General features: G+C 38.7%; 8 protein-coding genes. 2 read left to right on the top strand and 6 right to left on the bottom strand.

Going from position 1 to position 12875, the window contains the following annotated elements; all coding sequences use genetic code 11:
* Positions 1-10: 10 nt before the first annotated feature.
* The 6 genes from MKY06_RS10455 to MKY06_RS10430 form a co-directional block, all read right to left on the bottom strand.
* Positions 11-1297, bottom strand: a complete 1287-nt coding sequence (locus tag MKY06_RS10455; RefSeq protein ID WP_098278134.1) for a cytochrome P450 — start codon at positions 1295-1297, stop codon at positions 11-13.
* A gap of 107 nt (positions 1298-1404) precedes the next feature.
* On the bottom strand, positions 1405-2898 hold the full coding sequence (locus tag MKY06_RS10450) for an aldehyde dehydrogenase family protein (protein WP_013082880.1): 1494 nt from the start codon (positions 2896-2898) through the stop codon (positions 1405-1407).
* A gap of 128 nt (positions 2899-3026) precedes the next feature.
* Positions 3027-6008 (bottom strand): type I pullulanase, encoded by a 2982-nt coding sequence (gene pulA / locus MKY06_RS10445; protein ID WP_061859739.1) that lies wholly within the window; start codon positions 6006-6008, stop codon positions 3027-3029.
* 79 nt (positions 6009-6087) lie between these two features.
* Positions 6088-7482: an L-cystine transporter gene (locus MKY06_RS10440; RefSeq protein WP_013056740.1), complete on the bottom strand. Its 1395-nt coding sequence runs from the start codon at positions 7480-7482 to the stop codon at positions 6088-6090.
* Positions 7483-7734: 252 nt separating this feature from the next.
* The gene (locus tag MKY06_RS10435; RefSeq protein ID WP_013056739.1) at positions 7735-8103 is read right to left on the bottom strand and encodes a hypothetical protein; all 369 of its coding nucleotides are present in this window, start codon (positions 8101-8103) and stop codon (positions 7735-7737) included.
* 94 nt (positions 8104-8197) lie between these two features.
* On the bottom strand, positions 8198-9490 hold the full coding sequence (locus tag MKY06_RS10430) for an ATP-binding protein (protein ID WP_097812395.1): 1293 nt from the start codon (positions 9488-9490) through the stop codon (positions 8198-8200).
* 325 nt (positions 9491-9815) lie between these two features.
* On the opposite strand from MKY06_RS10430, the gene MKY06_RS10425 reads away from it, so the two are divergent.
* Complete coding sequence (locus tag MKY06_RS10425) at positions 9816-11192, top strand: M28 family peptidase (protein ID WP_029321377.1); 1377 nt, start codon at positions 9816-9818, stop codon at positions 11190-11192.
* A gap of 165 nt (positions 11193-11357) precedes the next feature.
* A complete protein-coding gene (locus tag MKY06_RS10420; protein ID WP_029321375.1) occupies positions 11358-12836 on the top strand; it encodes a potassium/proton antiporter in 1479 nt (492 codons plus the stop codon).
* Positions 12837-12875 lie beyond the last annotated feature (39 nt).

Here is a 12875-nt window from a genome sequence, read left to right as displayed (position 1 = left end):
TCCCATTCATTCAAGACTGCGTGTGAACTTTGTGAACATTCACATTCAGTTCTTCTTTCATATTCAGCATTACGCCCGCCATCGGAGCAATAGATTCGGGCTTAGTCAGCTGAAATAAAAAGCGCTTTGTCATTTCTGACATAAAAATGGTTACTATTTCAGTGATATAGTCCATGCCCCTTTCCGCTTGATGCTCAATCCCAAGCGGCATATACATATAGCTTGGGACATCAATGGACCCTCCTTTTTCGAAACGGTCAGGTAAAAATTCACTTGGCTCTAAAAAATAGTCTTCATGGCGATGCATCATATAAGGGCTAATTAACATAATCTCCCCTTTTTTAATACTATAGCCATCTATTTGTATATCTTCACGTGCTTGACGCCCAAATAGCCAAAGAGGCGGATACAACCTCATGCTTTCAGCAATTATTTTACGCATATAGGTCAGGTTTTTGGTTGAAAGTGATTCGCCGCTAGCATAGGCTTGAATTTCTTTATGCAGCTGAAGATGCTCCCTAGTATTTTGAGACAGTAAATGAATAGACCAGCTGCATACGTGCGTAATCATTTCATACATCGAAAGGAATATAGATTTTAGCTGTTCGTATATTTCTCTTTCATCGATTTCTTCTCCGCAAGAATTCAATATATACTCCAGTAAATCATTTCCTTCGGTTTTGTTTTGAACACGCATTTGAACACGGTCAAAAAGGAGTTGTTCTAGCTGCTCATCTGAGTCAGGCTGGTGCAAAGGTAGACGAATATAAATTTTGCCTAACTTTTCTTTTTTTCTCATAAGCGCTTGAACATAGTGAATTTTATCTTTATCCTGAATCGAAATGCCAAATACAAGTTGAAGGAGTACAGCTACGACTATCTGTCTTATGTCTTTTACTATCGTTCGAAGCTGCCCTTCTTCCCACGTTTCCGTATGCTTTTCAATTATTTTTGCGATTACTTCCTTATTATAAGTTAGATGTTGTTTAAGTTGTGAGGGTTGAATGGGGCTCATGTATAATGCTTCATCTGTCCATAACATTTCTTCGCCTAGCAGTGTTTTAAACATGTGCGTTAGTTTAATTTTTTGAAACGCCTTGCTGTTTGTAATGACTACATCTTTAATAAGTTGAGGGTCTCTCGTTACATAAAAGCGTTTGTGCGCAACTCTAAATGTTGCAATTTCTCCATACTGAGTCAAGTTTTCCAAAAAACCCAGTGGGTTCTCTCTAAACTTTTGCAGGTGACCGGTAAGCTTATACGACGAGGGGCCCTGTATAACCGGCAATGTTATCACTCCTTTTCTAAAAATGCGGGACTTAAACAAATAAAAGAGTAGTCCACTAAAGACTACTCTTTTTCACACAAAGATATGCTATTGATTTTCACAAAAAATCTTACTTATTATTCCATATTGATCCATACGCTTTTCACTTCAGTGTAATTATCAAGCGCATAGCTTCCCATTTCACGACCAATTCCCGACTGTTTATAACCTCCAAACGGGCTTGCTGCATCAAATACGTTGTAACAGTTCACCCAAACTGTGCCCGCTTTAATACCATGAGCAATATAGTGTGCTTTCTTTAAATCCTGTGTCCAGACGCCTGCTGCTAGACCATATGCTGTATCATTTGCTTTGGCAATCAAATCATCAAGATCGTCAAACGGCATAGCAGCTACAACCGGACCGAAGATTTCTTCACGAGCAATCGTCATCGAATGATCGACATCTGCAAAGATAGTCGGTTCTACGAAATAGCCTTGATCAAATGGAATGTTTCCTCCTGCGAGTACTTCCGCTCCTTCTTCAATTCCTTTATCAATATAGGTTTTCACTCGTTTTTGCTGCTGCGCAGATACAAGCGGACCCATTGTCGTCTCATCTGCTAATCCATTTCCTTGTTTAATAGATTTCGTTTGAGAAACTAAATCAGCTACGACATTATCATATAAGCTTTTTTGAACATACAGACGACTTCCAGCACAACATACTTGTCCTTGATTAAACATAATACCTGAAAGCGCACCAGGCACTGCTTTTGTTAAGTCTGCATCTGGGAGGATAATGTTTGGTGATTTACCTCCAAGCTCTAACGTCACACGCTTTAAGGAGTCGCTAGCTTGCTTCATAATTGCTTTTCCGACAGCAGTAGATCCTGTAAAAGCAATTTTATCGACAAGATCATGATGAACGAGCGGTTCACCTGCTGTTTTCCCGTAGCCTGGCACAATGTTTAGCACGCCTTTTGGGAACCCTGCTTCATCGGCTAGTCGAGCTAAGTAAAGTGCAGAAAGCGGCGTTTGCTCTGCTGGCTTGAGCACAATTGTACATCCAGTTGCCAAAGCGGCTCCGAGCTTCCAAGCGGCCATTAAAAGTGGAAAGTTCCACGGAATAATTTGGCCAACAACCCCTACTGGTTCATATCTTGTATAGTTAAAATACGCTCCTTGCACAGGAATAGTTTGTCCAACCATTTTAGTTGACCACCCAGCAAAGTAGCGGAAATGTTCAATTGCTAATGGAATGTCTGCATTTGATGTTTCACGAATTGGTTTTCCGTTATCAAGCGTTTCAAGCTGCGCAAGCTCCAATTGATGTGTTTCCATTAAATCAGCTAATTTATAAATAAGTCGACTTCTTTCAGCTGCTGACATCTTTGTCCAAGGTCCATGATCAAAGGCTTCTCTAGCCGCTCTGACGGCACGATCAATATCCTCTGGATTTGCTTCAGCTACATCTGCTAACTTTTCACCCGTTGCTGGATTTACTGTTTCAAACGTTTTTCCTGAAACAGAGTCTACCCATTCGCCGTTAATGTATAGCTGTTTAACTCCTTTTAAAAACTCCACTACTTTCGGACTCATTTCAACTTTTTTCGCTCCAAGATTTTGCATCAAATACATACCTCCCCACGAATTTTGAAAACGCTAACAATGAATATTTTACCATGTTATCTAGTAAAATCAACAATTTCGCATGAAATATTCTGAATTTTTCTACATATATTCTAGTTATCTAAAATTTATCTTACTAGCACAAATGTCGAAAGAGGCGAAACGTTTACTGTATTTCCCTTCACCGTACGGAGCGTTTTTGTTCCTGCCTGCTCGCCGTCAACAAGTAATCTCCACGTTCTGTTAGAAGGTAGATGAACCGTTTGAGCTTGTTTATTTGCATTATGAATCACCATTATTTCGTTTGCTTTATCTTTATTGGCTTTAGCATTTAACGTATAGCCTACTACGTTTGCTGATGCATCAACAAAGCGTAAATTTTGATGAATAGCCTGTGCACTCGTCATTCTAAATGAGGAATATTGCTTTCGAAGCGCAATAAGTCCCTTCATATAATCTACTTCTTGGCTGAAAGCTGCTCGGCGCTTCCAATCTAGCTGATTGACAGAATCGGGTGACTGATAGCTATTATGATCTCCGCCTTTTGTTCTCATAAACTCTTGACCTGCATGTATAAAGTTCATTCCTTGAGATGTTAAAATAATAGAAGAAGCAAGCTTATGCATTTGCTTTTTCGTTTGTTCGGTTTCAGCAGGGTTCGTCAGCTGAAGTTTATCCCATAATGTATGGTTATCGTGTGCTTCTACATACGTCACAACTTGATCTGGGTCTTCATACGTGGCAGTTGAATGATCATAATCAATTCCAGCTGCTATACTTTGCTGTATGAGCTTTTCTTGACCCTGTTTTCCATTGACAAATCCGTTGTCACGATCAAAAAATACGCTGCCTTTAAGACCATCTCGCATACCGTCATTAAAGTGAGCGATGCGCTTCATATCCTGAGCGTTTTTCTGATTAGCTTTTAGCTTAGCATCAAGCTCGGTTTCTAGATCCCAGCCTTCTCCTAAGACGATAATAGAAGGATCAATTTCATCTAACTTCTTTCTCACTTCATTCATTGTCTTTGTATCGTGAATCCCCATTAAATCAAATCGAAACCCGTCAATGTGGTACTCTTTTGCCCAATACGCAACAGAATCTACAATAAACTTCCGAACCATTTTCCGTTCAGACGCCGTGTCGTTTCCAACACCTGTTCCGTTGGATAGAGTTCCATCTTCTTTATAACGGAAGTAGTAGCCTGGAACTAGTTTATCAAAGCTATGCTCACTCACTGCATACACATGATTATAAACAACGTCCATTATCATACGAAGCTGCTTATCATGAAGCGTTTGAATCATTTGTTTGAGCTCAATAATTCTCGTCTTAGGATTATATGGGTTTGTTGAATAGGAACCTTCTGGGACGTTGTAATTTTTTGGATCATATCCCCAGTTAAACTGCGGCTCGTTTAATTTCGTTTCATCCACCGTACGATAATCGTAAATAGGCAGGAACTGAACGTGCGTCACACCTAAATCTTTAATATGACTGAGTCCTGTTTTTACGCCATTTGGTCCTTTCGTATTCCACTCCGCTACGCCTAAATATTTTCCTTTATTTTTGATACCGCTCTCTTTTTGAGACGATAAATCTCGTACGTGCAGTTCATAAATAATCGCATCTTCTGGATTTTTAAATTTCGGCTTATTTGTACTCCACTTTCTCGGATTTGTCTTAGCCAAATCTACGACAACTCCGCGATCTCCATTCACCGTTGTTGCTCGTACATATGGATCAACCGCTTCGCTCCAGCTGTTCCCAATTTTTACTTTGTACGTATAAATTAGTTCATCTTGATTTCCTTTTAATTCCGCTTTCCACGTTCCTTTTTCACTTTTGGTCATAGAAATTTCTTTTACAGCTTTGGAGTTCCATGACGAATAAGTCACTAGCTTGGCTTCACTTGCGGTTGGAGCCCATACGCGAAAATTTGTTTGTTTCTTAGAATACGTGTTTCCTAAATCGTTTCCGCTATATGCATACTTTTCGTCAAATTCTTTCGTGCGAACGACATTTCCATTGACTACATCAGCTGAGCCGTAGCCTTTTTGCTTAACTCTATACGTTTTTGTAACGTCCAAAGGCTGTTTTGTTATAATTTTAACTTTAGTAGTAGCAGCGTCTCCTCCCTCTTTATAAGGTGTCACTTTCTCAATTTGAGCTCCGTCAATTTCAATGTCTCCTACACTCTTAGAAGAGTCAAACGGCACGTTTGTTTCTAAGGTGATTTGATTAAATGTATCCATAGTCGCTTTCGTGATTTTCCGAGTGATATCTACTCCAGCTCTATCATAATAAATTCGATTTTGTCCTTGAACAATCCATACTTCTACATTCCCATCTTTACCAACCTTGGTAATAAAGCGGTCCCCTCCGTCTTTATTTTCCCAATCGCTGTCACTAGTAGAATGGCGTACAATAAAACCAATTTTGTCAAATAAATTACCGCTTCCACTGTTAATGGCGTAAGTCGCTCTCTTCCCAAAATTCGTGTCTTCCGTAAATTCGATTTGCTTGCCTTCTTTTTCATCACCTGGCCATGTCCAAATGTTCCACCCGCTGTAATCTCCGTCGTACCGATGATAATTTAAGGTAACGTTTACTTTATCAAACTTCGGTAAATCTCGGTATTCACCGTCAGGAGGAGACGTATATGTATGTTCATCTCCACTTTTCACCCATACTTCTCCTTCACCGTTCTCCACTGAAACGAAGCGGTCTCCTCCATCTTTTTCCCACGACTCTGTTCGAACAATAAAACCTACTTTGTCATAAGTACCGGGTAATTCAACTTCCGCTACTTTTCCAAACTGGTCTTCTCCTGTAAATGCGTAAGGCTTCCCTTCTCCTCCTTCAGGAAAAACCCATAATCCCCATTCCTTTTTATCATTTGGAGCAGACTGATAGTGAATCGTGATTTTTGTTGCGTCTGCCGCAGATGCAAACGATTGCATAAACGGGCTAAAAAAAGAGCTTACTAGTAAGAGCAAAGCCGTCAGTACCATTGCATATTTAGTCCAACTACGTTTCAATGAAAACCCTCCCGTAAAATAGAGTACGTACACATTTTTCACTATAACCTTTTTTGAAAGCGTTATCATAAGTATTTTTTCCTATTTTATGTGAATGAAGAAAAAAAATCCATAGTTAACAATGTTAACTATGGATGACGTATCTCTTTTACACTTCTGCTGTTTCAGGTGAAATGGTTTGATCGTTGTATACGCTTGTATCTAGCTCTTTTGTTAATTTACTAGTGACGACTCCGGCTGTCATACTTCCACTTACATTAAGCGCCGTACGCCCCATATCAATTAATGGCTCTACTGAAATTAATAAACCTGCTAGCGCTACTGGTAAATTCATAGAAGATAATACAAGTAAAGCCGCAAATGTCGCTCCTCCGCCAACGCCTGCTACGCCAAACGAACTAATTGCTACAATGGCAATCAACGTGAAAATAAATGAAGGCGTTAAGGGATCAATACCTACCGTTGGTGCAATCATAACGGCTAACATAGCTGGATATATTCCAGCGCATCCATTTTGACCAATTGTAAGACCAAATGAACCTGCGAAATTTGCAATTCCTTCTGGAACCCCTAACTGTCTTGTTTGTGTATTAACATTCAAAGGTAATGCTCCAGCACTTGTACGGGAAGTAAAGGCAAAAGCCAATACAGGAAATACTTTCTTAACATATGTGATCGGATTTACACCGATGATTGTTAGAATAACTAAGTGAACAATAAACATAGCTGCCAATGCGACATAGGATGCTACAACAAATTTTCCAAGTTTAACAATTGCATCAATATCACTCGTTGCTACTGTTTTGGTCATAATTGCAAGTACCCCATAAGGAGTTAAACGAAGAATTAGCGTCACTACACGCATTACGATTGCATAAAGCGTATCAATAATTTTTGAAAATAACGCCGCTTCCTCAGCTTTTTTACGCTTCACGCCTAAATACGCAATTCCAACAAATGCCGCAAAGATGACAACGCCAATCGTGGAAGTTGAACGTGCGCCTGTTAAATCAAGAAACGGGTTAGCAGGTAATAATTCTACTACTTGCTGCGGGATTGTTTTTGCTTCTAAACTAGATAAATTGTTTTCTAAGTCCTCTCCGCGCTGAAGTTCCGCTTCCCCTTTTGTGATTTGGACAGATTCTAAATTAAAGCTCGTTGTTGTAAAAATACCAATTGCAGCTGCTATCGCTGTTGTGACAAGCAAAATCCCAATAATTAAACTACTAATCTTTCCAATATTGCTCGTCAATTTTAAGCGAGTGAATGCCGCTACAATCGATACAAATACAAGCGGCATAACAATCATTTGAAGAAACTTAACATATCCGCTTCCTACAATGCTAAACCAATCGGCGGTCGTCATCGTTACTTCATGAGTCGGACCATACACCCACTGAAGAGCAAAGCCAAAAATAATCCCTAGTCCAAGCGCTGTAAACACACGCTTTGAAAATGATACATGTTTTTTCTGCATCATAAATAGCCCCGCAAGCAATGCGAGCATAATGAAGATGTTTAGAATGACTAATAAGTTATTCATAGATGTTCCCCCTGTAATTTTTCCATAAATTATGTCTCTATTACTTATAATATAACAATACCAATAAGTCAACTAGGTTTTATGTTTTTTCCTAAAGACAGTTTTTTTGAATAATTTTGATAAAGCAAAAAAGCTAAGGATTTTCCTTAGCTTTCTATTTTACGCTTGTATGTACTTCAGTGGTCTTTTGCTCCGTTACCAGAGATGGTCCTTCTTTCATCACACCGGATGTACTACGATTCATATATAGGATTACATTTCATATAATTCATTTAGCCATTTTACAAACAAATGTCTCGGTAATTCTAGTTCGTGAAGCTCGACATATTGAATATCAGATAGCGTCGTCCCTCTAGCCATATAAAAGTACCACTGCCAGCCAATATCTTTAGCAATGGCATAGGATTTAGCTAGATCTTGTCTATTATCTGTCTGCTGCATATCATTCATCCACTGCGTTTCATCCGCTTCATACTCATAATAATGGAGAGTATATTTATCACACCAATACGCAAGGTCTTGATGGGAAAACGGATTTTCCCCGTCACATACTTGAAGCAATAGCATTCTTAAATTTTCCGGTGTATACGGTAATATAATTTTTTGATCTGCACGTCTCATTTTGCTACCTTCCTGACATGTTCGTTTCTTTTATTACATCATGTACGGCTGCGTTTAGCAATAAGAAATGGATGACGTTTTCATTACTTTTCGTTTACAACATTTCATTTGCTTGCAAAACCGCCGTATCTTCGACATACAGAGGCAGTCGGATTTTAACAATCGTCCCTTTGTTCTGTTCACTCTCAATCTGCAGGGTACCGTGATGATCATGAATAATTTTGGAGCTGATTGTTAATCCAAGCCCCATTCCTTTTTCTTTTAAAGTAAAAAACGGTTCTCCTATATGTTCTAGACGGTCTTTAGAAATTCCTACTCCTTCATCTCTAACTTCTATAAAAATATGGTTATCCTGCGCTGTTTTGATTGTAATGTAAATATTTCCAGGCCCATCCATGGCTTCAATTGCGTTTTTAAAAACATTAAGTAATACTTGAATAAGGTGATTTTTATTTCCATACACACTAGCGTTATTTGTTTGTTCATCGTATAAGAAGTCAATGTTTTTCAATAAAGCTTCATGGGAAGTTAAACTCATTACATACTTAACCGCTTCTGTAAGAGAAAACACGCGAAAATGTTCACTTTCAGGTTTTGACAAAAGGAGCATTTCACTGACAATACCATTAATTCGTTCCAGCTCATCAAGCATGATGTTAGCATACCCTATTGCGGATCGGTCTGTTTCTTTCATGAGCTGAACAAACCCTTTAATACTCGTAAGCGGATTTCTAATTTCATGAGCAATTCCAGCAGCTAATTCGCCTACTACAGAAAGCTTTTCCTTTTTTATCAGAAGCGCTTCTGCAAGCTTTTGCTGAGTAATATCTCGTCCAATCGTGATAAGAGCTTTTCTTGAGCCATCATCAAAAAACACAGGTATTTTAATAACATCAAATGTTTTGACCTCGCCGTTTGGTATTTCAAATGCTTCTTCCGTGCGTACCTTTTCCTTTTTTCTCCAAGCTTCTTCATCCGATGAAATACAGTGTAAGAAAGCCGCTTGAAAGAAAGGCACAAGCTCCCCAAGTTCTGCATCGGTTTTACCCCTGTAATCAATACCCTTTAAATGATAAAGTTCTCTTCCAAAATCATTCACCGCCACCCATTTGCCAGCTCCATCTTTAAAACAAATAAAATCTGGCATTGAATTTATTAATGTAGCAAGCTGATACTGTTCATCAGACACCTGGGTATGAACCGAACGCTTATGAAGTAAATAAAACGTGCCAGCCGTTACGCCCACTAGTAAACTATCTTTTATCAAACTGCTAAGAGCATATGCTCCTTTAAAAAATGCCATTGTTTGAAAGACGATGTACGCCCCTACAAGCAGAAGACCCGCTACCGCCGCTGCTTTTCGTACACCCTCCCTATTTTTTATCAATATTTCCCACCAGCCTTTGTTTTTTACGTGAATACTCTCTATGTCTCATCAATTAAGTTCTGAACATTCTTCTTGCTTTTAAACTAGTTTACCTTATTTTTTTATTCTTATCTAATACCTTTTTTTATTACTTTTGACACAGTTTCTTTTATCCTCTTTATTTGTTTCCGCATTTTCATTTTATTTGAATTATTTTCTCTATCAAAATAGGAATTTAGATACGGAATACCCTGGAACATTTAGGTAATAATACTCTTTTTTGTATTTTCTTAATATTGTAAATTCGAGTAGTACCAACTACATCGATAAATTTAGGGGGATTTTAATGAAAAAAACCGTGATTTCTTTGGCTGTAGCAACAAGTTTGACTTTATCTTTTACAAGTGTACAAGCTTCTACTTCTGCAAATACTTCTCACCATCAAAGTTCTGAACAAAAAGTATTAAAAAAAATCAATGCTGAGAAAATTTATCAAGACATTGCGTATCTCTCAAAAAAACCTCGTGTGGCAGGAACTGAAGCTGAACGCGAAGCTGCTACATTTGTTCAAAAGCGTTTGTCTAAACTAGGCTATGAGAGCGCAGTAGAGCCTTTTACCTTTACCGGTTACACACCAGCAGCTAGTTTTTCACTAAGCGTAAACGGTACGAGCTACTCTCCAACAACTTTTACTTATAGCACCAATGGAAATGTCACCGCTGAAATTGTAGATGGAGGACTGGGTACAAAAGATAATTTAGCAAACAAAGATGTGACAGGTAAAATTGTATTAGTTCAGCGAGGCACTATTACTTTTGGTGAAAAAGTATTAAATGCTGCTGAAAAAGGGGCTGCAGCCGTCATTATTTTTAATAATACAGACGGTGAGCTAAACGGAACGCTTGGCGGCGCTAATGATAACTACATTCCGTCTCTTGCTGTTACCAAAGAAGAAGGTGAAAAGATTCTTACTTCTATTCAAAAAGGCGAAAAGCCTTCAGGTACAGTAAAAATTGAAGGAGCTGTCGTAAGTGAGCGAACATCTTATAATGTAACCGCTACTAAACCTTCTACTTTTAAGAAAAAAGGAACAAATGATATTATTGTAGTAGGTGCTCATCATGATTCTGTGGCCGGAGCGCCTGGGGCAAACGACGATGCTTCTGGAACAGCAATGGTGCTTGAATTAGCTCGCGTATTTAAAACTCTTCCTACTGATACAGAACTGCGATTTGTTACATTCGGAGCTGAAGAAGTAGGCTTACTAGGATCCGAGCATTATGTTAGTGAGCTATCTGAAGATGAGAAAAATCGTATTGTTGGAATGTTTAATTTAGACATGGTAGGAAGTCGAGATGCGGGAGATTTGGTGATGAATACAGCTGATGGAACACCAAATCTTGTCACAGAATTAGCTCAAGCTTCAAGTACAAGATTAAATGGATCACCTACGCCATTTCAAGCTGGCGGCCGCAGTGATCACGTTCCTTTTGCAGAGGCAGGAATACCGGCTGCTCTATTTATTCACAGTCCGTCTGAACCTTGGTATCATACGCCTGAAGATACCCTTGATAAAATAAGCAAAGAAAAACTTCAAGATGTGGCTGAGATTGTTGGAACAGCTATTTACGATCGTTCCAGTCCCGACCAACAAGGTTCTTCAGTTAAAAAGAAAGCAACATTTAAAGCTCCTCACCTTTATCACGAGCAAGATGTTAAATAAGAATCTATCCCTGTTATTCATACATGGTCAAAAAAAGAGATGTTTATGCATCTCTTTTTTTGATAAGCAGATTTCTCAAGGTTTTAAATCCATTATGCTAAAATTGTTATAGAGGAACCTCACTTATTGCTTACATAAAAATTTTGAACAAAAGAGGTGTATTTTTTGGATTTTACGGTAGACCATTCAATTCTTTTATTATCTATTCTCCTTGTCATAGGGGTACTTACTGCAAAGTTCTCTACTCGCCTTGGAGTCCCTTCGCTCGTACTCTTTATTATTGTAGGAATGGTTGTTAGCCACTACATCTACTTTGACAATGCTCTTTTAACACAAGGATTCGGAATATTAGCACTTATCATTATTCTTTTTGATGGGGGTGTGCAGACAAAATGGAAAGATGTTAAACGCGTTGTTCGCCCTTCCGTTTCATTAGCTACTTTCGGAGTCCTCATTACGACAGTTTTAACGGGTGTACTTGCCAAATATATTTTAGGTGTTACTTGGCTTGAAGGCTTTTTATTTGGGGCAATCGTTGGCTCTACAGATGCTGCGGCCGTGTTTTCTGTACTAGGGACACAGAATATCCGCCAAAAATTAAACTCCACGCTAGAAGCAGAATCTGGTTCCAATGATCCGATGGCCATCTTCTTAACCGTTTCTATTATTGAATTAATTCAACATCCGGACTCTCCTATCCTCTCATTAATCCTTAATTTCTTTTGGCAAATGGGAATCGGGCTGGTACTTGGTTTAGTACTTGGAAAAGCATCCGTTTGGATTATTAATCGAATTAATTTGGATTCTTCAGGTCTTTACCCTGTGCTTACATTGTCATTGGCCGCCTTAACCTATGGAATTTCCACATTTGTAGAAGCAAGCGGTCTACTTGCTGTATATGTAATGGCAGTGGTAGTAGGAAATGCAGATCTAACTTATCGTCATACAATTGTCCGCTTTAACGAAGGTTTTGCATGGATGATGCAAATTTTAATGTTTATTTTACTCGGCCTTCTTGTCTTTCCTAATCAACTGCTAGATATCATTTGGCAGGGTATACTGTTATCTCTTTTACTTATGTTTGTCGCTCGTCCGCTCGGCGTATTTCTTTCGATGATGTTTGCTAAATACTCATCCAAAGAAAAACTGTTTATTTCTTGGGCCGGTTTAAAAGGAGCTGTTCCAATTGTATTAGCCACTTATCCTATGATGGCAGGTTTGGAGAACAGCACGCTCATTTTTAACGTCGTTTTCTTTGTTGTCTTAACTTCCGCTCTTCTTCAAGGAGCAACAATCGCTCCTTTAGCCAAATTTCTAAACCTTTCTCAAGGTGAAAAAGAGAGGGTTCCTCACAGTCTCGAGCTTGTTTCGATGGGCAAAACCAAAAATGAAATGATTGAGTTGAAGCTCGTGGAACATGCAGATATATCAGGAAAATCGCTTGAAGAACTTCACCTCCCTGAAGACATTTTAGTGACTGCTGTTATTCGAAATGATAAACTACTTACACCTAGAGGAAATACACAAATTTTTGCAGGTGATACATTATATATTCTTATTTCGAAGAAAAAACGGGATAAAGTAAAAGCATTTTTCCAAAAAAATACGTCTGACGGGGACGAAAGAGAAGGAAAAACCAGTTAAAAAATTGGTTAAAGCCTTTACTAGAAAAACAGCACCCGA

The sequence above is a fragment of the Priestia sp. FSL P4-0332 genome (assembly GCF_038005845.1).
Classification (GTDB): Bacteria; Bacillota; Bacilli; order Bacillales; family Bacillaceae_H; genus Priestia.
Note: the sequence above shows the minus strand (reverse complement) of the source record. Positions and strands in the feature narration are given on the sequence as shown.

What these genes read in the sequence shown, in the direction of transcription:
- MKY06_RS10435 (WP_013056739.1), bottom strand. Translation starts at nt 8,103, where the DNA reads ATGAGACGTGCAGATCAAAAAATTATATTACCGTATACACCGGAAAAT.
- MKY06_RS10425 (WP_029321377.1), top strand. Translation starts at nt 9,816, where the DNA reads ATGAAAAAAACCGTGATTTCTTTGGCTGTAGCAACAAGTTTGACTTTA.
- MKY06_RS10440 (WP_013056740.1), bottom strand. Translation starts at nt 7,482, where the DNA reads ATGAATAACTTATTAGTCATTCTAAACATCTTCATTATGCTCGCATTG.
- MKY06_RS10450 (WP_013082880.1), bottom strand. Translation starts at nt 2,898, where the DNA reads ATGCAAAATCTTGGAGCGAAAAAAGTTGAAATGAGTCCGAAAGTAGTG.
- pulA (WP_061859739.1), bottom strand. Translation starts at nt 6,008, where the DNA reads ATGATAACGCTTTCAAAAAAGGTTATAGTGAAAAATGTGTACGTACTC.